The organism is Nocardia sp. NPDC058518 (assembly GCF_042719655.1).
Classification (GTDB): Bacteria; Actinomycetota; Actinomycetes; order Mycobacteriales; family Mycobacteriaceae; genus Nocardia.
In genome coordinates, this window is sequence record NZ_JBHXNJ010000012.1 from 194,332 (window position 1) to 214,773 (window position 20,442).

Consider the following 20,442-nt stretch of genomic DNA (forward strand, 5'->3'; position numbering starts at 1 on the left):
GCCCACAGGTACGCCTGTGGGCTCGCGGCGCGCCTGACCCGTGGCTGCCGGGGAAGCTGCCACGCTGAATTGTCATGAGCTCCCGTAACGCCCTCGTGCGCCGGACCTCCGGGTCACGCGGCACCGGGGAGACAGTCACCGCACCACCGCCCGGGCCCGAGCCTGGTTGGTGGACACTCTCGCCCGAGCGGGCGCGAACCCTGCTGCTGGTCGCGGCGAGGCCGACGATCACCGCCCTGGCGGCAACGGTGCTGCTCGTGCTCGTGGTCATGCTCACCACCGGGACCGATCTCACCAGTGCGCCCGCCGCGGTCGCCGCGACTTGGCTTGCCGCTCATCAGGTTCCGCTCACGGTCGGCAGGACGACGCTCGGCCTGCTCCCGCTGGTACCAACGGCCGTGCTGGTCTGGCTGGCCGCCCGCGAATGCGCGCGTGCGGTCCCGAATCGTCCGACTCCCGTCGAGCTGGGCTGGTTGACCGGCGCGGTGCTGGCCGGACCGCTGCTGATGACGGCCGTCTGCCTCGCCGTCACCGGCGATGCCGCGGGCGTCACCCCACTCGAATCGTCCGGTCCGATCGCGGCGTTCGGCTGGGTGCTCGTGCTGTATCTGGTCGCGGCCGCCGCCGGGATCGGCACTCGGGCGTGGGGTTCGCTGTGCGCGCTGCTACCGATCGAGATCCCGGAATGGGCGGTTCTCGGCGCCCGTGCCGCGCGGCGCACTGTGCTCCGCATGCTCGGCTGCGCCGCACTGGCCACCGCGATCTCCTTCTTCGTCCATTTTTCCCGGCTCGACGGTGCCTACCAGCAGGCCCACAACTTCACCGATGTGCTCGGCATGACGTTGTTGTCGCTGCTCTACCTGCCGAACGTGGTGATCGGCGCGGCGGGGATCCTCAGCGGTGCCGCGGTGCTGTTCGGTGCGGGGTCGGTGGGCCTGTTCGGGGTCACCGGCGGGCACATGCCGGTGCTGCCCGCGCTGATTCCCGTGCCGGAAGGGCCGGCGGCGGCGTGGTGGGCGGTGCTGCTGCTGGTCCCGCTGGCCGTGGGCGTGCTCGGCGGGATCGAACTCGGCCGCACCAGCGACGATCGGCCCGGCGCGCCGTGGGCGACCCTCACCTGCGCCGCGCTGTCCACGCTGACATTCCTGGTGCTCGCGATCCTCGGCAGCGGTCAGCTCGGTGCCGTCGGGTGGGTGGGCGTCGATCTGCTGATGCTGGTCGTGCTGATGGTCACCTGGTTCGGGTTCGGCGGCTTCGTCGGCATGGTGTTCGCTCGCCGCTTCCTGGCGCCGACCGCACCGGCCGAGGACTACGACGAGTACGACGACTACGAGGACGATGACTACGACGACGACTACTACGAAGACGACGAGTACGACGACGATGATCCCGAGGACTACGAGGATGCCGTCGAATACGACGATCCCGCAGTCGAAGTCGACGGCGAACTGGTCGAGGACTTCGATGACGACGTCGAAGTGAGCATCGCCGCACCCGGCTCGACCGACGAGCCCGCCGACGACATCGTCGACGTCGAAGTGGTCGAGTCGGACCTGCCGGACGAGGACAAGACCCCCGGTCGCTAAGCTCGACCCGGCGCCTATCGCCATCGCCGCCGCCCGATCACACGCAGGAGTAGAGCGCTGACGTCCTCGTTTGCCCCGTGGAAGCCCGCCAGAACACCGGCCACCGTCGTCGTTCTGGCCTCGGGCACCGGCTCGCTGCTCAACGCACTGCTGGCCGCCGCCCGCGAGCCCGGCTACCCGGCCCAGATCGTCGCCGTCGGCGTCGACCGGGACTGCCCGGCCACCGCGCACGCCGACGCCGCCGGCGTACCGCACTTCAAGGTGGGGCTCAAAGATTTCGCCGATCGGGAAGCGTGGAACGTCGCCCTCACCGAGGCCGTCGACGCGCACAAGCCCGATCTGGTGGTCCTGGCCGGCTTCATGAAAATCCTCGGCCCCGCGTTCATGGAACGCTTCGGCGGCCGGCTCATCAACACCCATCCCGCGCTGCTGCCCTCGTTCCCCGGCGCGCACGGGGTGCGTGACGCGCTCGCCTACGGCGTCAAGGTCACCGGCTGCACCGTGCACCTGGTCGACGCGGGCGTCGACACCGGCCCGATCCTCGCGCAGGAGACGGTCGCGGTGGTGCCCGGCGACGACGAGGACACGCTGCAGGAGCGCATCAAGGTTGTCGAGCGACGGTTACTGGCGGAGGTCATCGCCGCCGTCGCGACGCGAGGCATTGTCTCCGACGGACGAAAGGCAGAAATACCAGTGAGCGAGCACGCCGGTGAGTGAACGTAAGGCGATCCAGAGGGCGCTGGTGAGCGTCTACGACAAGTCCGGGCTCATCGAGCTCGCCACCGGGCTGCACGCGGCCGGTGTGGAGCTGGTGTCGACCGGGTCGACCGCGGGCAAGATCGCCGAGGCCGGGATTCCGGTCACCAAGGTCGAGGATCTGACCGGATTCCCGGAGACCCTCGACGGCCGCGTCAAGACGCTGCACCCCCGTGTGCACGCGGGCATCCTGGCCGACACCCGTCGCGCCGAGCATGTCGATCAGCTCGTGGAGCTCGGTGTCGAGGCGTTCCAGCTGGTGGTGGTGAACCTGTACCCGTTCACCCAGACCGTGGCCAGTGGCGCGAGCGTCGACGAGTGTGTCGAGCAGATCGATATCGGTGGGCCGTCGATGGTGCGCGCCGCGGCGAAGAACCACCCCTCGGTGGGTGTGGTCGTCGACGTGACCGACTACGACGACGTGCTCGCCGCGGTGAAGTCCGGCGGGTTCACCCTCGCCGAGCGGACCGCGCTGGCCGCCAAGGCCTTCCAGCACACCGCGAGCTACGACGTGGCCGTCGCGAGCTGGATGGGCTCGGTCGCCGTGCCCGCCGTCGCCGAGGAGACCGAGCAGTTCCCCGGCTGGGTCGCCGGTTCGTGGGAGCGCGCCGCGGTGCTGCGCTACGGCGAGAACCCGCACCAGGCTGCCGCGCTGTACACCAGCAACGACGGCACGGTCGGGATCGCGCAGGCCGAGCAGCTGCACGGCAAGGAGATGTCGTACAACAACTACACCGACGGTGACGCCGCGTGGCGTGCCGCGTTCGACTTCGACGAGCCCGCGGTCGCGGTGATCAAGCACGCCAACCCGTGTGGCATCGCCGTCGCGGCCGATATCGCCGAGGCGCATCGCAAGGCACACGCCACCGACCCGGTCAGTGCCTACGGTGGCGTGATCGCGGCCAACCGTGAGGTGAGCGTCGAGATGGCCGAGCAGGTCGCCGAGATCTTCACCGAGGTGATCATCGCTCCCGGGTACGCGCCCGGTGCCGTGGAAGTGTTGCAGCGCAAGAAGAATGTGCGCGTGCTGGTGGCCGAAGCGCCGCAGCGCAAGGGCGTTGAGCTGCGTCCGATCAGTGGTGGTGCGCTGCTTCAGGACCGCGATGTCCTGGACGCCGCGGGCGACGATCCGGTGAACTGGACCCTCGCGGCGGGCGATCCGGCCGACGTCACCACCCTCGCCGACCTCGAATTCGCTTGGCGCGCATGCCGTTCGGTGAAGTCGAACGCGATCCTGCTCGCCGAGGACGGCGCCGCGGTCGGCGTCGGCATGGGCCAGGTCAACCGCGTTGACTCCTGCAAGCTCGCCGTCGAGCGCGCGGGTGAGCGTGCGAAAGGCTCTGTCGCCGCCTCCGACGCCTTCTTCCCGTTCTCGGACGGCCCGGAGATCCTGGTGGCCGCGGGCGTTCGCGCGATCGTGCAGCCGGGCGGTTCGATCCGCGACAAGGACACCATCGAACTCTGCAAGCAAGCGGGCGTCACCCTGTACCTGACAGGTGCCCGCCACTTCGCTCACTGAGCCGAAACCCGAACGGGTGCTGCGCCGAATCCTCGGTGCGGCACCCGTTTTCGGTTATCCGGCGTCGAGTACCTCGCGGGTGCCCAGTGGGGAGCTCAAGGGAATTTCCAAGGTGCCGAAGACGGCGTTCATGGTGCACATCTTGTTCACGCTGTCCGCGCGGGTTCCGGAGCGCAGGGCGACGGTGACCGCCTCGGCGGTTTCGGTGACGGTGGCATCCACGGCGTAGCACTCGGGATTGCCGGTCTGGAAGTTGACGCTGATCTTGTTCTCGCTCAGCCGATTCCAGGACGTGAAAGGGATCGGGTTCGGGTTGACGAGGGTGGGATCGGCGATGAAGGGCTGGCCGATACCGGGTTTCGGGTCCTCGGGGCGACTGTTGGCTTTCGACGTAACTTGTTGGGGCGCAGGATCATCCGAGGATCCGCAGGCGGTGAGGGGTGCGATCAGCACGGCCACGGCCGCCGCGGCGGCGGTGTAGCGCGACATCGTTCTCATGTCATCAACCCTAGACCGCACGGCCCCACCGTGAACTTTCCGCGAACCCTGCGCATAACCCCTCCATTTCCCCGTCGCGGGGACTAGATTCGGCTGCGATGCGGCTCTGCGGCAATCGGCCGGCATCTTCTGTTGGGCGGAAGCAATTGGCGATCTTCGAAAGGAACAACGTGGCCGACACGCTGCGCGTAGGCGAAGAACTGGGGCTGGGTCAGTCCCTGACCGGCGGTGCGTACACCCTGGCTCTGCAGCCGGATGGCAACCTGGTGCTGAGTGAGCCCGACGGCAACGTCGTCTGGGCCGCCATGACACACGGGCAGGACGCGCAGCGCGCGGCCCTGCAGCACGACGGCGATTTCGTCGTCTACAGCGGTGGCGGGGCGCGCATCTGGGCGACCGACACCAGTGGCCGCAACGTCGAGAAGCTGGTCGTGCAGCCCGACCGCAACGTCGTGCTCTACGGCACCGACGGCTCGGTCGCGTGGGCCACCGCCACCAACACCGACAACCCGCTGCCTGCTCCCGAGCCGGTCGCCGCCGCCCCGATCGCCGAAGAGGTCGCGCCGCCTGCCGCGCAGACCTACACGGTCGAGTCGGGCGACACCCTGTGGGCCATCTCGGAGCGCTTCTACGGTGACGGCAACCGCTACACCGAGATCGCCGCGGCCTCCGGTATCGACAACCCGGATCTCATCAACGCCGGTCAGGTACTGACCATTCCGTAATACGCGGACGAAAGTGGCCCCGAGGCAACAGCTTCGGGGCCATTCTCGCGTTCACGGGGCTACTTGGTGGTGGTGAACGGCAGCAGCGCCATCTCGCGCGCGTTCTTCACCGCGACGGCGACCTGACGCTGCTGCTGCGGGGTCAGGCCGGTGACGCGGCGGCTGCGGATCTTGCCGCGATCGGAGATGAAGGTGCGCAGCAGGTTGACGTCTTTGTAGTCGACGTACTCGATGCCCGCGGTGATCAGCGGATTCTTCTTCGGCTTACGGCCCTGGTCGGCACGTGCCTTCTTGGACGGTGCTCGCTTCACTGCCATGGGATATTCCTTCTCACGAATCAGTTTGGGGAGTCTCTACCAGCTCGATTTGTGGACCCCGGGCAGCTCGCCCCGGTGGGCCATCTCGCGCACACGAACACGGGAGAGGCCGAACTTGCGGAGATAGCCGCGTGGGCGGCCGTCAGCAGCGTCCCGATTGCGCAATCGTACCGGACTGGCATTGCGCGGCTGGTTGCGCAGTTCGGCCTGTGCGGCGGAGCGCTCGGTCTCGCCGGTGCTCGGCTTGCGGATTATCTCCTTGAGCTCGGCACGCCGGGCCGCGAACCGTTCGACGATCTCGCGGCGCTGCTCGTTGCGGGCGATCTTGGATTTCTTGGCCATCAGCGCTCCTCGCGGAAGTCGACGTGGCGGCGCACGACGGGGTCGTATTTGCGCAGGACCAGCCGGTCGGGGTCGTTGCGGCGGTTCTTGCGGGTGACGTAGGTGAAGCCGGTGTCGGCGGTGGACTTCAGCTTGACGATCGGCCGGATATCGGTCGATTTCGAGGCCATGTTCAGCTCCTAGATCTTCTCCCCGCGAGCGCGGATCCGGGCCACCACAGCCTCGATCCCGTCGCGGTCGATGGTCTTGATGCCCTTGGTGGAGACCGTCAGCGTGATGCGGCGGCCCTCGCTGGGCAGGTAGTAGGTCTTGTGCTGGATGTTGGGGTTCCAGCGTCGGTTGGTGCGCCGGTGCGAGTGCGAGACGGCTTTTCCGAAGCCGGGCTTGCGACCGGTGACCTGGCAGTGGGCCGACATGCGACCTCCTTCCATGGTTATGACAACCATTTTCGACAACGATTATTCCGCACTGTACAGTCGCGCTGAAGTAAATGAAAATCATTGTCGAAAGGGGTATCGGGTGCTTGACCAGTCAGACCGGAGAACGCCCGTGGTGCTGCTGGCCGGCTTCTCGGGACCTGCCATGGGCGGCGTCGAACACATCGCGGAGACATTGAGCGTGGACGCGGGCACCGTGGTGCTGCATCACGACCTCGCCGAACTACGTGAGGGTGTGGTGCGCCGCACGGTGCGTACCGCGGGCAAGGTGAGCACGACCGTGCTCGAGCTCGCGCACGGCTGTGTGTCGTGCACGCTGCGCGCCGACCTGCTGCCGATGCTGTGCACGCTCGCCACCCGGGCTCATATCGACCGCATCGTGCTCGCGCTGGATCCCGGCATCGAGGCCGAGGCGCTGTGTCACGCGATCGAGAATGTCGTGGTGACCGGCGTCGCCGATCGAGTCGATGGGCCCGCCGGGCGCTCCGTGCGGATCGAGGCGGTGCTGACCTGCCTCGACGGGCAGCAGTGGCTGGCCGACGCCACCGGCGACGAGGTGCTGGCCGATCGGGGACTGGCCTCGGCCGACGACGAGCGCACGGTCGCGCAGGTGGCGGTCGGTCAGGTCGACTTCGCCGACGCGCTGGTCGTCCTCGCCGCTGGGGCCGACGCGCTCGATCGCGAACGTCTCGGGGCTGTCCTCGACCGGCTGGCACCCGCGGCACCGATCGCCTGGCTCGACGAATTGCGGGGCTTCGACGCGATCGAGGTCGGCGCCTTGCTGACCCGGGTGCCCGCCGATTCGCGCCGCGGCCGGATCTTCGGCGCGCACGCGCCATTGCTGCGCGGGCAGCCGCCGCTGAGCACCGACTGCGGTGTCTCGATCGTCGAATTCGCCGCGCGCAGGCCGTTTCATCCCCAGCGGTTGCACGAGGCGCTCGATGTCCTGCTCGACGGCGTGGTCACCGCACGCGGCCGGATCTGGCTGGCGACCCAGCCCGATCACGTGGTGTGGCTCGAGTCGGCGGGCGGCGGACTGCGGGTCGGTGGGGCAGGGCGCTGGTTGGACGCCATGAGCGCCGAGGAACAGGCCGCCGTCGACCCCGATCGGCGGGTGATGGCCGCGCTGGGCTGGGACGAGCGATTCGGCGATCGCGAGGTGTCGCTGGTGATCCTGGCCCACGACGCGGACCCCGCCGAGATCCGTCACGCCCTGCACTGGGCGCTGGTCGAGGACGACGAACTGCTGCTCGTCGAGCGGGCACCGGAACGAGTCGCGTTGTGGGAGGACCCCTTCGGCGACTGGCACGAAGATCCCTGCGCCGATCCCACCGAGGCAACGGCCTCGGCGAGCGAGCGCACCAATCCGAGAGGAGAAACGGCATGAAAGCGGGCATCCATCCCGATTACCACCCCGTCGTGTTCGAGGACGCGAGCACCGGGAAACAGTTCCTGACGAGGTCGACCGCGAACAGCGACCGGACGATCGAATGGGCCGACGGGAATACCTACCCGCTCATGGTGGTCGACGTGACCTCCGATTCGCACCCGTTCTGGACGGGCACCGCCCGCAACCTCGACACCCAGGGCCGGGTCGAGAAGTTCGAGCGCAAGTACGGAAAGCGCTCGCGCGCGGGCAAGGAGGGCTGAATCATGGCGGTTCCCAAGCGCAGAATGTCGCGCTCCAACACCCGAAGCAGGCGCGCGCAGTGGAAAGCGGAAGTGCCACAGCTGGTCCCGGTGACGGTGGCAGGCGTCGAGTACCGGGTGCCACGCCGAATCATCAACGCCGTACGCAAGGGCATGATCGACCCGGCTCGACTCTGACACGACAATGGCCTGCCAGGAGTGCCTGGCAGGCCATTGCTATCTGAGAAAGATTCAGCCTTCGCGCTCTGCCAGTGCGACCAAGGCCGCGGCGAGCTGGAAGAACTTGTTGTTGCCCAGGTCGGCGATGGTCTTGATCTTCAGCGCCTCGAGCAGCTGCTTGTCGTGCGCCTCGGTGAGACCGGCGAGCGCCGACGGGGGAGCGGCGAGAATTTCCGCGAGCGTCTTGTTCTCGAATTCCTTGTCGAGGACTTTGTCGAGCACCACGTTTACGGCCATGCGAACTCCTTCGAACGAACCTTGGATGTGCTGGGCGAGACGAATGCGCCCCGCAGCGACCATAACTCGGTTGGCGCACCGCGTGGTGGGCTTCCACGGCGTCGGCGGTTCGTTCTGCGCGGCCGAATGTCCAGGGGCCTTACTCCGGCACTGTTGTGCCTGTTCAGGGCCTTGGGGGAGGGTGTGGGGCAACCGCCCCGTTAACGGTGTGATGCATGCCACTTGGTGCGGACGCATCGAAGGGCTTGCGGAGTGTTTGCTGATGGTCGAATTACCAACTATTGGTTTGTTTTTCGCCACAAGAAAATTCCCCGGCCACTGATGCGGACTCCCTCACAGGTATGTACTCTCGTGCGGGAGGGCGGGTTCCCCGAGTTAGGGGAACCCGCTCATCGCCACTTCAGGGGCGGTTTTCGCGGTACTTCGCCGCAGGTCTCGAGAGCTCCGATCAGCGGGGCGGAAGACCGGAAAGATTCCGACAAACCGGACGTTAGCTGGTTGCCTTCAGCGGGCCGGAACAGGCTGACGCGCCGGGGCCGCGACGTCTCGCCGATCCGGCGCCACCAGCACCGCGGTGATCGGCACCGTCAGACCGAGCGCACCGATCACGAACATCGGGAACACCAGATCGAACAGCGGCAGTCCGGACGGTGACCGGATGCCCGGATCGATCGAGAACTTCAGCGCGGCGACGGCCGTGTAATACACCGCGGCGACGCCGAGCGCGAACAGCACCGACACCAGCACCCGCACCGGCACCCGCCGGACCACCTGCGATACCCACAGGGTCGCGGTGCACAGCGCCATCGACACCAGCACCGACACCCCGATGAGGCTGAGCGACTCGTCGACGGTGCCTTGCACGGCGAGCGCGTCCAGGGTCAGATAGGTCGACAGTCCGACGCTCAGACCCATCGTCAGCCCGCCGATGATCAGCCGCGGCACGTGCGTGGTCCGGCCACTGATCAGCAATCCGGCCAGCACGCCGACCACCGCGATGGCCAGTGCCGCCGCACCGAGCGCGACGTTGTACCGCATGACGCTGTCGTTCACCCGCATCGCGAGCAGCGCGACCGAATTCGCCAGCCACAGCCCGACACCACCGAGCGAGACCGCGGCCATCGTCAGCCAGATCAGGCGGAACCGGATCGAGTACTTCGCGTGCCGGACGCAGGCGAACGCCACCAGCGCCCCGAGCGCCGACAGATCCAGCGCGAGCCATGCGATACCGGTGCCGTGCGCGAACGTTTCGGCACCGGTCGCGGCGAGCAGGTCAAGCACGCCTGCCCGCTCCTTCGAACTGCTGCGGCTCGAGCTGGGCGATGGCGTATTCGGTCACCGCCGCCAGTGCCTGACGGACCTCGACGGCGTTGCGCGCGTCGATGTCGACGATCGGGATGCCCTCGCGCACCGAGAGTGCCTCGCGCAGTTCGGCGATGGGGAAGCGGGGAGCGTTGGGGAAGCGGTTCACCGCGATCAGGAACGGCAGCCCGCGCGCCTCGAAGAAGTCGACGGCGGCGAAACTGTCTTCCAGCCTGCGGGTATCGATCAGCACCACCGCGCCGATGGCGCCGCGGATCAGGTCGTCCCACATGAACCAGAATCGCTTCTGGCCCGGGGTACCGAACAGGTAGAGCACCAGGTTGCCGGGCAGCACGATGCGCCCGAAGTCCATGGCTACGGTGGTGGTTTCCTTTTCCGGCGTCTCGGCGAGATCGTCGATGCCGTCGGAGAAATGGGTCACCATCGCCTCGGTGCGCAGCGGCACGATCTCCGACACCGCACCGACGAAAGTCGTTTTACCGGCACCGAATCCGCCGGCTACGACGATCTTGGTCGATGCGACCCGTTGTTCCTGGGCCGGCGGGCGCATGCCATCAGAGGCCACGGAGTCCACGCAAAGTCCTCTCCATCAGTGATCGGCGTTCGTCGTAGCTCGCCTGCTCGGTCAGCGTCGAATGCACTCGAAGAATCCCGCCCACTACGAGATCGCCGATCATCACCCGGACCATACCCAGTGGGCGACCAAGGTATGCGGCAATCTCGACGACAGAGAGCCGATGTGTGGCAAGACGCACGATTTCGATCCGCAAATCGCCTGCGGACCAGTCGTTGTGCGCTGTATAAGATACCGTTTCGACGACCGCCTCCAAGGGCAGCGCGATCGCGGGCTCGGTGCGGCCGGAGGTCAGGGCATAGGGCCTGACTCGCGTAGTCGGCCGGTTATCGGATCCGTAAGGGCTCGACATCTCACCTCAGCCGGCGGAGCGGGCGGTGGCGGTGACCGCCGAGCCCACCCGGTCGACGAGCAACGCCATCTCGTAGCCGATGCGGCCGATGTCGTGGCTCTTGTTGGCCAGAACCGCCAGGTGCGAACCGTTTCCGACGCTCATCACCAGCAGATAGCCCCGCTGCATCTCCACGATCGACTGCATCACCTTGCCGCCGTCGAACAGGTGCGCCGCACCCATCGACAGGCTGGCCAGACCGGCGGTGACCGCGGCCAATTGCTCGGCGCGGTCCGACGGTAGATGGGGACTGGTCGCCTGGAGCAGTCCGTCGGCCGAGACGAGCACCGCGTGCGAAACGCCGGGTACGTCACGGGTGAAGCGGGCGACCAACCAGTTCAGATTCTCGTCTGTGGGGTGCGCGTTGCTCATTCGAGGCCTCCGTCGTTGTACTGGATCTCGGCACGGCCGCTGCGGACGCCGCTGAGATGTCGGGTCAGGTTGTTGCGGATCTCCTCGGGGTCGCGAGCGCCCTCTTCCTCCGCGGGGGTGAGCCCACCGGGGACGAGTTGAGCGCCCGGCTTGCGAATCGGCAGCCCGCCGCTCGTTCGCGAGGACGTGGGTGGGTGGTCCGCCTCGGCGGCGGCCGACCAGCCCGCGTCGCCCGGGGCGCTCCACGACGCGCCGTTACCGCTACCGGATTCGGCAGGGGCGGAGGCGGGTTCGACGAGCCACTCCGAGACCATCCGCTGGTAGATCGGGGTCGGTGCCGGGCCGGAGACCGGCTGCAAGCGGGTGCTCGTCGTCGGCATCGGGTCGGCGTCGATGGGCCGCGGCAGCGGCTCCGGCTCCGAGGGTGCGGCAGGTACGGAGGGAGCGGCGAGCTCGGCCAGCGCGCTCGCGGGGATGCGCTGTGGCAGGCCGAAGGGTGAGTCGGGGGCGGGCGCCGGGAGATCGTCGGTGTCGTGCTCGTGCTCGGCCCACATGCCCGCCGGTGTCTCGTCGTCGGGTTCGACGGCGACCGGTTCCGGTGGAGGCGGCGGTACCGCGGCCGGAACACGTTGTGGGAGACCGACATCGGTGAGCGAGTTGGTCGGGTTCGCGCCGTTGGCCGGGGCAGGCGGGATCGGGCCCGTCGACGCGAAGATCGCGGGCACCGGTAGCGGTGAAGCCGGGAGGTCGAGACCGGTGACGGCGTCCAGCGAAACCAGGGGCCGCGGTCCGGTCGGCATGATCGGATTCGGGCCGGTGATGTCGGCCGGAGTCAGCGCGTACGGGCCGATTCCGGCGGGCACCAGCGGATTCGGGCCGGTGGACGGGCCGGAGGGCACGGGCGGCGACGGCGCGACGAGCGCGCTGGGCAGATGCACGCTGGCGGTGATGCCGGGCTGCGGCGCCGCACCGTTGGTACGGCGCAGGCTGACGGTGATGGTGTGCCGCTTGGCGAGCCTGCCGACCACGAAAAGACCCATGCGGCGGGCGGTTTCGATGGTGACCTCACCACCGGAGGCGAGCCGGTCGTTGGTCGTGCGCAGATCGTCGGCCGACATGCCGAGGCCGCGGTCGGTGATCTCGATCAGATAGCCGCTGTCGACCGCCCGGCCGACGATGACCGCCACCGACGTGCTCGGCGGGGAGTAGCGCAGCGCGTTGTCGATGAGCTCGGCGAGCAGGTGCTCGATATCGACCGCGGACTCACCGGCGACGACACCGTCGGGCACATTGCCGATCTCGACCCGCTGGTAGTCCTCCACCTGCGAGACCGCGCTCCAGAGCATGTCCGACAGCGGCACCGGCGGCAGATGACCGCGGCGCAGCACGGTGCCTGCCAGCACGAGCAGGTTGTCGCCGTTGCGGCGCATGCGGGTGGCCAGGTGGTCGAGGCGGAACAGGGTCTGCAGGCGCGAGGGGTTGTCCTCGTCGTGCTCGAGTTCCTCGATGAGCGCGAGCTGCTGCTCCACCAGCGACTGGCTGCGCCGCGACAGCGTCTCGAACATGTTGCCGATCTGCAGGCGCAGACGCGCCTGGTCGGCGGCCAGATTCAGCGCCTGCTCGTGGATCTCGTCGACGGCACGGGCGAGCTGGCCGATCTCGTCGGTGGAATGCACGCCGACCGGCGCGATCTCGGGGGTCGCGCCGCCGCTGCGCACGACCGCGAGCTCGTCGGGCAGCTTCACGTGAGCGACCTCGAGCGCGTCGCGGCGCAGCCTGCGCACCGGCACCACCAGGGTGCGGGCCACGGCCAGCGCGAGCGCGAGGCCGGCCAGCAGCATGCCGAGCACCAGGGTGGTTTCGCGCAGGGCACCGGTCTGGGCGGTCGCGGTGTTGCTGTCGAGCGTGTGGTCGATGTTGTCGAGCAGGGCGGAGATGGTGGAGGCGTAGGTGTCGGCGCTGACCTGCAGCGTGTTGAGCACCGCCGCGTTGGTGGTCGGATCACCGTTGTTCTGGCTGAACACACTGATCCGGGTCTGCACCGCGTCGAGCAGCGCCGCCTGGCTACCCGCGTGCTCGGGCAGGATCATCCCGTAGGTCTTGATCATGTTCGCTTCGGAGCCGAGCTCGACGAGCATCTTCGACCGCGCGCTCTGGCTGCGACCCGACTCGGGCGAGACGACCAGCGTGCGTTCGCGGGTGAGCACCCGGCGGGCCTGGTGCAGGGCGGTCAGCTGGAGGAAGTAGCGCTGCACGACGAAGTCCTCGACCTGAGGGGTCTTCGACAGCGCGTTGCCGATCCGTTCGCCGATCTCGTCGGTCTGCTCGCCGACCATCGCGGGCGAGCCGCCGCGCACGGTGTTGCGCAGGGTGGCACCGGTGGTGGTGGCCGCGGTGAGCTCACTGGCGACGGCGGGGTCGATGCGGGCCGTGCGCAGCGCGCTCTGCACCTCGGCGAGCGCCTGGTCGTAGGTGGTGAGCGCGGCGTCGGTCTGCGGGTCGGCGATCGCACCCCAGTTGGCGGTCGCCGCGACGGCGAGTTGTTCGGTCGCGGTAGCGAATTTGACGACGGGACGGATGACGGTGGCCTGTTCGGTGGCAGCGCCGAGTTGCGTCATCGTCTGTAGTTCGTTGTTGATCCGGAGCACGGCGAAGGTGGTCGCGAGCATCACCGGCAGCACCAGCACCACACCGACCTTGCGCGTTACCGACCAGTTCGACAGGCTGAATTGCCAGGAGCGCGATGCAGGTTCCATCCGCGTGCGTTGCCTCTGCTTCCACGTGTGACCCCGGCCCGCGCGGGGAGGTCGCGGAGCGATGCGAGCGCAGAACCAACTGGAGGTCTTCTTTTACCGCAGGAAAGATACCGTGCCGAGTGGGCATCGGCAATCCGGGCCACGCGGTCTGTAATTCGCCGAATATGCGCTGACACAACGACGATTCGTTCGGGTTTGTCAAGACCTACAACGCACGTCGCCGCGAACACGACGTTCGGCGCGCCGAGCCCTCTCAGTACGTTCTCAGTCGGTCACGGCAAACTACAGCACATGCGCATTCTGGTAGTCGACGACGATCGCGCGGTGCGGGAATCACTGCGCCGGTCACTGAGCTTCAACGGCTACACCGTCGACCTGGCTGTCGACGGTCTCGACGCACTGGAAAAAGTGACCGCAGCCAGGCCCGATGCCCTTGTCCTCGATGTCATGATGCCGCGCCTCGACGGCCTGGAAGTGTGCCGAAGGCTGCGCAGTACGGGCGACGATCTGCCGATTCTCGTTTTGACCGCGCGCGATTCGGTGTCCGAACGCGTGGCCGGGCTCGACGCGGGTGCCGACGATTATTTGCCGAAACCTTTCGCGTTGGAGGAATTGCTGGCGCGTTTACGCGCGTTGCTGCGTCGCCGAACGCCCGATCCCGGTGAAGCGTCGGAGGCGATGGTGTTCGCTGACTTGTCGCTGGATCCGGTCACGCGCGAGGTTTCGCGCGGCGAACGCGCGATCAGTCTCACGCGAACCGAGTTCTCGTTGCTCGAGATGTTGATGGCCAATCCGCGCCGCGTGCTCACCCGCGGCCGAATCCTCGAAGAGGTCTGGGGCTACGACTTTCCGACCTCCGGCAACGCGCTGGAGGTCTATATCGGCTATTTGCGCCGCAAGACCGAGGCCGATGGCGAGGAGCGACTGATCCATACCGTGCGTGGCGTCGGCTACGTGCTGCGCGAGACCCCTCCGTAGGCGGGCGGCATGGCACACAAGGAACCCGCGGTCGCCGTTCTCGGCAGGCCCGTCGACGCGAGCGAGATGCGTCCGCCGACCCCGCTGACCCGCTCGGTCTCGCTGCGCTGGCGGGTGACACTGCTGGCGGCGTCGGTGGTGCTGATCGCGGTCGCGGTGACCTCGATCGCCGCCTACGCGATGGTGGCGCGCGCACTGTACGCCGATGTCGACGCCCAGCTGGAAGCCCGCGCGGCGACGATGATCAACAACAATTTCGAGACCGCCGGTTTCCAGTCGATCGTGCTGGCCGGGTTGTTCTCCAACGATGTCGGTGTCGCGCTGATCTACGCCGGTCACAAGCCGTATATGCCGCCCCAGCAGACGATTCCGCCGGTCGGTGCCCAGGAACTCGCGGTGGCCGACGGCAAGATCAACTCGTCGCTGCGCACGGTCGGTGACCAGCGGGTACTCGCCGCGCGCACCAACAGCGGCGCCACGCTGATCATCTCGCAGAAGCTCTACCGCACCCGTGAGGTGCTCGATCAGCTCGCGTGGCTGCTGTTCGTGGTCGGCGCGTGTGGTGTGGTGCTGGCCGCCGCGGCCGGAACCGCGGTGGGCCGCACCGGCCTGCGCCCGATCGCCCGGCTCACCGCCGCGACCGAGCGCGTCGCCCGCACCGACGACCTGACGCCGATCCCGGTGACCGGCGACGACGAATTGGCCAGGCTCACCGAGAGTTTCAACACCATGCTGCGGGCACTGACCGAATCACGCGACCGCCAGCGCAGGCTCGTCGCCGACGCGGGCCACGAGCTGCGGACCCCGCTCACCTCGCTGCGCACCAATATGGAGCTGCTCATCGCCTCGGGCAGGCCGGGCGCGCCCCGGCTGCCGGACGAGGACATGGCCGAATTGCGCGCCGATGTGGTCGCCCAGATCGGTGAGCTGTCGACCCTGGTCGGCGACCTGGTGGATCTGGCCCGTGAGGACGCCCCCGAAACCGTCTACGAGCGGGTGGATCTCGGCGAGGTGGCCGAGCGTGCGCTCGAGCGTGCCAGGCGCAGGCGAGTGGGGATCACCTTTGTGGCCGATCTGCGGCCGTGGTTCGTCTACGGGCACGAGGCGGGCCTGGAACGGGCCGTCCTCAACGTCCTCGACAACGCGGCCAAGTGGAGTCCCCCCGACGCGGTCGTGCGGATCACCATGCGCCCGGCCGGTCCGGGACTGCTCGAACTGGCCGTCGGCGACGCGGGCCCCGGTATCCCCACCGGCGAACGCGAACTGGTCTTCGAACGCTTCTACCGCACGACCGCCTCGCGGTCGATGCCCGGTTCCGGGCTCGGGCTGGCCATCGTCAAGCAGGTGGTGACCAAACACGGCGGCACCATCGCGGTGGACACCTCCGATCGGGGCGGCGCGCTGGTGCGCATCGTGTTGCCGGGGGAGGCGCCGACCGTTCTCGACGAGTCAGCGGCCGAGTGATCGCCGGAGTCTCGGCGAACTGATAGTCCGATCTCAGGCGCCTCTCAGTAGCCGTCAGGAAGCTGGTCTGCAAGCGTGAGGAGACAGACACCATGACCGACGATCCCCAGCAGCACCCTGCTGACCGGCCGGCCGAGTCCGGCGGGCAACCGGAGTGGCCTACAGATTCAGGGATGACGCCCGTGTCGGGCGGGCCCTCTTCGCAGGGGCCTGCGACGGCTGGTTACGGCGGTCAGCCTCCGTTCGGTGGGCACCACGGCGACCAGGCTCCCTTCGGAAGTCCTGGGCCTTTCGGGGGCCCGACGTCGTTCGGTGGTCAGCATCCGCAGGGTGGTCAGGTGCACGGCGCCGCGCCGCAGGCATTCGGCCCGGCGCAGGCGCCGCAGCGAAAGCCGCTGCGGCTCGGCCTGATCGCAGGTGCGGCGGCATTGGCACTGGTCAGTGGTGGTGTCGGTGGCGTTGTCGGAGTACTCGCCACCGACTCGGATTCCGGGCCGGTGACCAACGCGCTCGAGGCTCCCAAGCCCGCGGTGAACAATGTCGCCAACGCGCCCGCCGGGTCTACTCAGGCGGTGGCGCAGCGGGTGTTGCCCAGTGTCGTGATGATCAAGGTCGCCGGTAGCCGGGCTTCCGGTGAGGGCTCCGGGGTGGTGCTGTCCACCGACGGGCTGATCCTCACCAACAATCACGTCGCCGCCGGCGCGGGTGCCTCGGCGAAGATGGAAGTGGTGTTCAGCGACGGCAGCACCGCGCCCGCCACGATGATCGGCGCGGATCCGGTCTCCGACCTGGCCGTCATCAAGGTCAGCGGCAAGACCGGGCTCACGCCGATCGAGCTCGGCACCTCCGACGGGCTGGCGGTGGGCCAGCCGGTGATCGCGATCGGTTCGCCGCTCGGCCTGGCAGGCACGGTCACCACCGGCATCGTCTCCGCCCTCAATCGCCCGGTCTCGACCAGCGGTGAGGGAACGCCGAGCCAGGTGAACCCGGTGATCGACGCGATCCAGACCGACGCGGCGATCAACCCGGGCAACTCCGGCGGCGCGCTGGTCGACGGGCAGGGCAAGCTGATCGGCATCAACACCGCCATCGCCAGCCTCGGCGGCGAGGCGGCGGGCGGCACCCAGAGCGGTTCGATCGGCCTCGGCTTCGCGATCCCGGTGGATCAGGCGCGCCGGGTCGCCGACCAGCTGATCAAGACCGGCCAGGCCACCTACGCCCAGATCGGCATCAAACTGCGCCCGCAGGACACCGCCGCGCGCGTACTCGAGGCCACCCCGGACGGCCCCGCCGCCAAGGCGGGCATCCCCGCGGGCGCCGTCATCACCCGCCTCGACGACCGTCCCATCGACTCGGGCGACGCGCTGATCGCCGCCGTCCGCTCACACCAGCCAGGAGACAAGGTGAAGGTGACTTACACCGACGAACAGGGCGGCAATTCCAAGACCGTCGAGGTCACGCTCACCGCGGCGGCGGCGGAAGGCGGCCGATGATGCGTTCGAACGCAAACCTGTCGTGCGTAGGCGCTACGGTGATGACCATGGACATCGATGCTCCCGTGGCAGGGCGCGCACTGGTTGTTGTCGTCGACGATCGGACGGCTCATGGCGGCGTGGATTCTTTCGGCCCGCTCGTCACCGAACTGCTCAACGAGGCCGGGTTCCTCGTCGACGCCTCGGTGACGGTGCAGGCCGAGGAGGTCGAGATCCGCAACGCTCTCAACACCGCGGTGATCGGCGGTGTCGACCTGGTGATCTCGGTCGGCGGCACCGGCATGTCGCCGCGCGATATCACCCCCGAGGCCACCACCCAGGTGCTCGACCGTGAACTGCCCGGCATCACCGAGGCGCTGCGCGCGTCGGGCCGGGTTGCGGGCTCGCTCGACGCCGGTCTGTCGCGCGGCGTGGCAGGCATCTCCGGCAGCACCCTGGTGGTGAACCTGCCGGGTACCCGCGCGTCGATCCGCGACGGCATGGCCACCCTCGGCCCGCTGGCCAGCAAGGTGATCGGCGAACTGTCCGGTCTGGACGAATGACATCTGATCCCCACGATGCGGTTCCCGGCCCCGATGATCAGGGCCGGGAACCGACGTCGGCGGACGAGCTCCGGCGCAAGGCGGCCGAGGCTGCGCGGCTGGCGAGGATCTTCGGCGATGTGCTGCCGGAGACCACCGGTGACGAGCGCGGCGAGGGCTCGCGCGGCTCCGGCACGGACGAATGGTTACGATCCCAGGTTCCGCCGCACCACGGGTGATCGCCCCGTTATCTACGTAGCCGCTACGTAATAGGCGACCTTCGAAAAGCAGTTTTCAGCGCGAACGCGAACTGCGGACAAATACTCGAGACCACGCGAAAGCGTGGTCTTTTGTCGTTCGGTGACCCAGATCGTTACCTGTTGTCCGATTCTGTCAAGACCTCGTGACAGGTGCCTTCGCGACTGCATCAATGCACGTCAAGGCATGTGGCGATGTACGAATGTGTGCCGTGCTTCACAGTGAAATTTACGAACTCTTTCGTTGCCGTATCCCCGGAACGGCGTTTAATGTTCGCCATTGAGCCACCAACTATCGGTCCCCGCAGTACTCCCACTTCTGTGCGTTGAACCACCCGGTGGAGCCCTGGCTCGGGTTCACCACACCGGCCCCGGCCGTATCGCCAAAATAACAGTTGGTTACGTAACGGCAACAAAGGGGCGACACACTGATCTGGGCCCTGTGAGGTCCATTTGTCCGGCTTCGAAAGTCGAGGTCGGCTGTTAGACACCTGATGAGGGGAAGTATGAGCGAGAACCGCACCACCGGTGTGCGCCGTGGCGTCCGTGCCGCGGGCGTCGGCGCTGCCGCGGCCGCCGTGGCCTTGGGCCTGCTGTCGACCGGTGCCGCCAACGCCGATACCTTCGTGCCGTTGCCGGACGGTCAGAAGGTCAGTCCTGCTGGCGTGACCATCACCCGCACCCACGAGTCGGCCCTGATCTCGCCGTCGCTGGCCGCCAACGGCGCGGGTCGCGTCGTCTGGGTCTCCGGCACCGCGATCGCCGATGTCACCGAAACCCCCGAGGGCGAGGCAGGCCCGTGGAATGGCCCGACCGGCCGTCCGGGTTCCAACAACTCCTCCACCCACGGCACCTCTCAGCTGAACACCGGCTACATCGTCGGTTGCCAGGTGAGCATCGCCGACGACGCGATCGGTGCCGGTATCAAAGCCGGCGTGAACACCACCGGCGGCAGCCTCGGCGGTTCGATCGGCGTCAACCTGGGCCCGGGCGAGGTCAAGTTCGTGCAGATCAGCTCGAAGGACATCCTGAAGGCCGGTACGTACGCGATCGATTACCAGGACGCGGAAATCGAGATCCAGGGCTGCGCCGGCTACGCGCAGGCCCGGGCTTACACCGTGGTCGAGATCATCGGCGACCACTACTCGAAGACCACCCTGTACGGCATGCCGTTCAGCATCGGCTGACGTCTTTCGAATCGGTACGAATCTTCTTCTCGCTACGGCGAACTCACTCCTCGAGGGACAAATCCTATGATCAACCGTAAGTTCATGGCGAAGGTGGCGGGCGTCAGCGCTGCGGCCACCGTGGCCGTCGGCCTGTTCTCCACGGGCGCGGCCAATGCCGACACCTTCATTCCCCTGCCGGGCGGCCACATCACCAAGACGCTGTCCGACGGCACCGTGGTCGACATCGCGCTGGTCGGCGAGTCGGCCAACATCAACCCGTCGATGGGTTCCACCCCGGTCCACCGCAATGCGTGGGTCTCGGGCAGCGCCCAGGTCACCGTCTCCGACGGCGGCTCCGGCAAGATCTTCCCGGGCTACACCGTCGGTTGCCAGGTCAACATCGCCGGTGGCGGCGTGAGTGGTGACGTCGAAGGCTCGGTCTCCGGCGATACGGGCGATGTCGCGGTGGGCACCGGCGGCGAGCTCTCGCTCGGCCCCGGCCAGTCGAAGTCGTTCTACGTGCTCGACATCGAGAAGGCCGACGACTTCGGTTCGGAGTCGCACGGCAAGTCGAACAAGTTCAAGAACGGCTCGGGCTCGGTGACCTGGTCCGACGAGACCATCGGCCTGACCGGCTGCGGCGGCTACGCGCAGGCGCGTGCCTTCGTCTCCGTCGAGGTCGAGACCGACAACGTCATCTCCTGGGTGACCCTGTGGGGCGCTCCGTTCAGCCTCGGCTGATCTGTTCGCATCCCGAACTCGAAACGGGGGCGGCCGCTGATGCAGCTGGCCCGCCCTGAGTTCGTGGTCATGATTTTCTTAAGCATGATTGCACGGCGCCGCGTCAGTATATAACAC

The 20,442-nt window shown here is 67.8% G+C and carries 25 protein-coding genes; 14 read left to right on the plus strand and 11 right to left on the minus strand.

What is annotated here, in order from left to right:
- The first annotated feature begins 74 nt into the window (after window positions 1-74).
- The 3 genes from ACFWPX_RS21360 to purH are packed head-to-tail and all read left to right on the plus strand — an operon-like array spanning window position 75 to window position 3,861.
- Window positions 75-1,586 (plus strand): DUF6350 family protein, encoded by a 1,512-nt coding sequence (locus tag ACFWPX_RS21360; protein WP_378928831.1) that lies wholly within the window; start codon window positions 75-77, stop codon window positions 1,584-1,586.
- Between the two features lie 36 nt (window positions 1,587-1,622).
- Window positions 1,623-2,303, plus strand: coding sequence for a phosphoribosylglycinamide formyltransferase (gene purN, locus ACFWPX_RS21365; protein ID WP_378913475.1), 681 nt, complete (start codon window positions 1,623-1,625; stop codon window positions 2,301-2,303).
- Window positions 2,296-3,861: a bifunctional phosphoribosylaminoimidazolecarboxamide formyltransferase/IMP cyclohydrolase gene (gene purH, locus ACFWPX_RS21370; RefSeq protein ID WP_378913381.1), complete on the plus strand. Its 1,566-nt coding sequence runs from the start codon at window positions 2,296-2,298 to the stop codon at window positions 3,859-3,861. Before purN ends, purH begins: the two co-directional genes overlap by 8 nt.
- Window positions 3,862-3,915: 54 nt before the next feature.
- On the opposite strand, the gene ACFWPX_RS21375 is transcribed toward purH, so the two are convergent.
- Window positions 3,916-4,359, minus strand: coding sequence for a hypothetical protein (locus tag ACFWPX_RS21375; protein ID WP_378928832.1), 444 nt, complete (start codon window positions 4,357-4,359; stop codon window positions 3,916-3,918).
- A 170-nt stretch (window positions 4,360-4,529) separates the two neighbouring features.
- Here ACFWPX_RS21375 and ACFWPX_RS21380 point away from each other — a divergent pair, with 170 nt between their 5' ends.
- A complete protein-coding gene (locus ACFWPX_RS21380) occupies window positions 4,530-5,084 on the plus strand; it encodes a LysM peptidoglycan-binding domain-containing protein (RefSeq protein WP_378928833.1) in 555 nt (184 codons plus the stop codon).
- Between the two features lie 59 nt (window positions 5,085-5,143).
- Here the strand turns inward: ACFWPX_RS21380 and rpsR are convergent, their stop codons facing one another.
- The 4 genes from rpsR to rpmB are packed head-to-tail and all read right to left on the minus strand — an operon-like array spanning window position 5,144 to window position 6,159.
- The gene (gene rpsR / locus ACFWPX_RS21385; protein ID WP_378913384.1) at window positions 5,144-5,401 is read right to left on the minus strand and encodes a 30S ribosomal protein S18; all 258 of its coding nucleotides are present in this window, start codon (window positions 5,399-5,401) and stop codon (window positions 5,144-5,146) included.
- A gap of 36 nt (window positions 5,402-5,437) precedes the next feature.
- Entirely contained in the window at window positions 5,438-5,743 is a 306-nt protein-coding gene (gene rpsN / locus ACFWPX_RS21390; RefSeq protein WP_378913385.1) for a 30S ribosomal protein S14, read from the minus strand.
- Window positions 5,743-5,913: a 50S ribosomal protein L33 gene (gene rpmG / locus ACFWPX_RS21395; protein WP_056813994.1), complete on the minus strand. Its 171-nt coding sequence runs from the start codon at window positions 5,911-5,913 to the stop codon at window positions 5,743-5,745. Before rpmG ends, rpsN begins: the two co-directional genes overlap by 1 nt.
- A gap of 9 nt (window positions 5,914-5,922) precedes the next feature.
- Window positions 5,923-6,159: a 50S ribosomal protein L28 gene (gene rpmB / locus ACFWPX_RS21400; protein ID WP_378928834.1), complete on the minus strand. Its 237-nt coding sequence runs from the start codon at window positions 6,157-6,159 to the stop codon at window positions 5,923-5,925.
- A gap of 103 nt (window positions 6,160-6,262) precedes the next feature.
- Here rpmB and mrf point away from each other — a divergent pair, with 103 nt between their 5' ends.
- From mrf to rpmF, 3 genes are read left to right on the plus strand one after another with little or no spacing between them, the layout of a single operon-like run.
- On the plus strand, window positions 6,263-7,567 hold the full coding sequence (gene mrf / locus ACFWPX_RS21405; protein ID WP_378928835.1) for a ribosome hibernation factor-recruiting GTPase MRF: 1,305 nt from the start codon (window positions 6,263-6,265) through the stop codon (window positions 7,565-7,567).
- Window positions 7,564-7,830, plus strand: a complete 267-nt coding sequence (locus tag ACFWPX_RS21410) for a type B 50S ribosomal protein L31 (protein ID WP_378913389.1) — start codon at window positions 7,564-7,566, stop codon at window positions 7,828-7,830. Before mrf ends, ACFWPX_RS21410 begins: the two co-directional genes overlap by 4 nt.
- A gap of 3 nt (window positions 7,831-7,833) precedes the next feature.
- Entirely contained in the window at window positions 7,834-8,007 is a 174-nt protein-coding gene (gene rpmF / locus ACFWPX_RS21415; RefSeq protein WP_378913390.1) for a 50S ribosomal protein L32, read from the plus strand.
- 54 nt (window positions 8,008-8,061) lie between these two features.
- Here rpmF and ACFWPX_RS21420 read toward each other — a convergent pair whose 3' ends face one another.
- The 6 genes from ACFWPX_RS21420 to ACFWPX_RS21445 form a co-directional block, all read right to left on the minus strand.
- Window positions 8,062-8,286: a hypothetical protein gene (locus ACFWPX_RS21420; RefSeq protein WP_062986981.1), complete on the minus strand. Its 225-nt coding sequence runs from the start codon at window positions 8,284-8,286 to the stop codon at window positions 8,062-8,064.
- A 504-nt stretch (window positions 8,287-8,790) separates the two neighbouring features.
- Window positions 8,791-9,567: a hypothetical protein gene (locus ACFWPX_RS21425; RefSeq protein ID WP_378928836.1), complete on the minus strand. Its 777-nt coding sequence runs from the start codon at window positions 9,565-9,567 to the stop codon at window positions 8,791-8,793.
- The gene (locus ACFWPX_RS21430) at window positions 9,560-10,159 is read right to left on the minus strand and encodes an ATP/GTP-binding protein (protein WP_266295760.1); all 600 of its coding nucleotides are present in this window, start codon (window positions 10,157-10,159) and stop codon (window positions 9,560-9,562) included. Before ACFWPX_RS21430 ends, ACFWPX_RS21425 begins: the two co-directional genes overlap by 8 nt.
- A gap of 4 nt (window positions 10,160-10,163) precedes the next feature.
- Window positions 10,164-10,535: a DUF742 domain-containing protein gene (locus ACFWPX_RS21435; RefSeq protein WP_378913392.1), complete on the minus strand. Its 372-nt coding sequence runs from the start codon at window positions 10,533-10,535 to the stop codon at window positions 10,164-10,166.
- Between the two features lie 6 nt (window positions 10,536-10,541).
- Window positions 10,542-10,946, minus strand: coding sequence for a roadblock/LC7 domain-containing protein (locus ACFWPX_RS21440; RefSeq protein ID WP_019049250.1), 405 nt, complete (start codon window positions 10,944-10,946; stop codon window positions 10,542-10,544).
- On the minus strand, window positions 10,943-13,702 hold the full coding sequence (locus ACFWPX_RS21445; protein ID WP_378928837.1) for an ATP-binding protein: 2,760 nt from the start codon (window positions 13,700-13,702) through the stop codon (window positions 10,943-10,945). The genes ACFWPX_RS21440 and ACFWPX_RS21445 overlap by 4 nt, the downstream gene beginning before the upstream one ends.
- A gap of 291 nt (window positions 13,703-13,993) precedes the next feature.
- Between ACFWPX_RS21445 and ACFWPX_RS21450 the strand changes: the two genes are divergently transcribed.
- The 7 genes from ACFWPX_RS21450 (at window position 13,994) to ACFWPX_RS21480 (ending at window position 20,325) form a co-directional block, all read left to right on the plus strand.
- A complete protein-coding gene (locus tag ACFWPX_RS21450) occupies window positions 13,994-14,680 on the plus strand; it encodes a response regulator transcription factor (protein ID WP_358071318.1) in 687 nt (228 codons plus the stop codon).
- Between the two features lie 9 nt (window positions 14,681-14,689).
- Window positions 14,690-16,144, plus strand: coding sequence for an ATP-binding protein (locus tag ACFWPX_RS21455; protein WP_378913394.1), 1,455 nt, complete (start codon window positions 14,690-14,692; stop codon window positions 16,142-16,144).
- A 92-nt stretch (window positions 16,145-16,236) separates the two neighbouring features.
- On the plus strand, window positions 16,237-17,637 hold the full coding sequence (locus ACFWPX_RS21460) for a S1C family serine protease (RefSeq protein ID WP_378928838.1): 1,401 nt from the start codon (window positions 16,237-16,239) through the stop codon (window positions 17,635-17,637).
- Window positions 17,637-18,179, plus strand: coding sequence for a molybdenum cofactor biosynthesis protein B (locus tag ACFWPX_RS21465; RefSeq protein WP_378913396.1), 543 nt, complete (start codon window positions 17,637-17,639; stop codon window positions 18,177-18,179). The genes ACFWPX_RS21460 and ACFWPX_RS21465 overlap by 1 nt, the downstream gene beginning before the upstream one ends.
- Window positions 18,176-18,397, plus strand: coding sequence for a hypothetical protein (locus ACFWPX_RS21470; protein ID WP_378913397.1), 222 nt, complete (start codon window positions 18,176-18,178; stop codon window positions 18,395-18,397). Before ACFWPX_RS21465 ends, ACFWPX_RS21470 begins: the two co-directional genes overlap by 4 nt.
- Before the next feature lie 524 nt (window positions 18,398-18,921).
- A complete protein-coding gene (locus ACFWPX_RS21475) occupies window positions 18,922-19,602 on the plus strand; it encodes an MspA family porin (RefSeq protein ID WP_378913398.1) in 681 nt (226 codons plus the stop codon).
- A 66-nt stretch (window positions 19,603-19,668) separates the two neighbouring features.
- Window positions 19,669-20,325, plus strand: a complete 657-nt coding sequence (locus ACFWPX_RS21480) for an MspA family porin (protein WP_378913399.1) — start codon at window positions 19,669-19,671, stop codon at window positions 20,323-20,325.
- Window positions 20,326-20,442: the final 117 nt, after the last annotated feature.

Coding starts and splice junctions, on each gene's coding strand:
- rpmB (WP_378928834.1), bottom strand. CDS start 6,159: ATGTCGGCCCACTGCCAGGTCACCGGTCGCAAGCCCGGCTTCGGAAAA.
- rpsN (WP_378913385.1), bottom strand. CDS start 5,743: ATGGCCAAGAAATCCAAGATCGCCCGCAACGAGCAGCGCCGCGAGATC.
- ACFWPX_RS21360 (WP_378928831.1), top strand. CDS start 75: ATGAGCTCCCGTAACGCCCTCGTGCGCCGGACCTCCGGGTCACGCGGC.
- rpmF (WP_378913390.1), top strand. CDS start 7,834: ATGGCGGTTCCCAAGCGCAGAATGTCGCGCTCCAACACCCGAAGCAGG.
- rpmG (WP_056813994.1), bottom strand. CDS start 5,913: ATGGCCTCGAAATCGACCGATATCCGGCCGATCGTCAAGCTGAAGTCC.
- ACFWPX_RS21445 (WP_378928837.1), bottom strand. CDS start 13,702: ATGGAACCTGCATCGCGCTCCTGGCAATTCAGCCTGTCGAACTGGTCG.
- ACFWPX_RS21475 (WP_378913398.1), top strand. CDS start 18,922: ATGAGCGAGAACCGCACCACCGGTGTGCGCCGTGGCGTCCGTGCCGCG.
- ACFWPX_RS21440 (WP_019049250.1), bottom strand. CDS start 10,946: ATGAGCAACGCGCACCCCACAGACGAGAATCTGAACTGGTTGGTCGCC.
- ACFWPX_RS21470 (WP_378913397.1), top strand. CDS start 18,176: ATGACATCTGATCCCCACGATGCGGTTCCCGGCCCCGATGATCAGGGC.
- ACFWPX_RS21455 (WP_378913394.1), top strand. CDS start 14,690: ATGGCACACAAGGAACCCGCGGTCGCCGTTCTCGGCAGGCCCGTCGAC.
- ACFWPX_RS21460 (WP_378928838.1), top strand. CDS start 16,237: ATGACCGACGATCCCCAGCAGCACCCTGCTGACCGGCCGGCCGAGTCC.
- ACFWPX_RS21430 (WP_266295760.1), bottom strand. CDS start 10,159: ATGCGCCCGCCGGCCCAGGAACAACGGGTCGCATCGACCAAGATCGTC.
- ACFWPX_RS21410 (WP_378913389.1), top strand. CDS start 7,564: ATGAAAGCGGGCATCCATCCCGATTACCACCCCGTCGTGTTCGAGGAC.
- ACFWPX_RS21450 (WP_358071318.1), top strand. CDS start 13,994: ATGCGCATTCTGGTAGTCGACGACGATCGCGCGGTGCGGGAATCACTG.
- ACFWPX_RS21480 (WP_378913399.1), top strand. CDS start 19,669: ATGATCAACCGTAAGTTCATGGCGAAGGTGGCGGGCGTCAGCGCTGCG.
- ACFWPX_RS21375 (WP_378928832.1), bottom strand. CDS start 4,359: ATGAGAACGATGTCGCGCTACACCGCCGCCGCGGCGGCCGTGGCCGTG.
- ACFWPX_RS21465 (WP_378913396.1), top strand. CDS start 17,637: ATGCGTTCGAACGCAAACCTGTCGTGCGTAGGCGCTACGGTGATGACC.
- rpsR (WP_378913384.1), bottom strand. CDS start 5,401: ATGGCAGTGAAGCGAGCACCGTCCAAGAAGGCACGTGCCGACCAGGGC.
- ACFWPX_RS21420 (WP_062986981.1), bottom strand. CDS start 8,286: ATGGCCGTAAACGTGGTGCTCGACAAAGTCCTCGACAAGGAATTCGAG.
- ACFWPX_RS21435 (WP_378913392.1), bottom strand. CDS start 10,535: ATGTCGAGCCCTTACGGATCCGATAACCGGCCGACTACGCGAGTCAGG.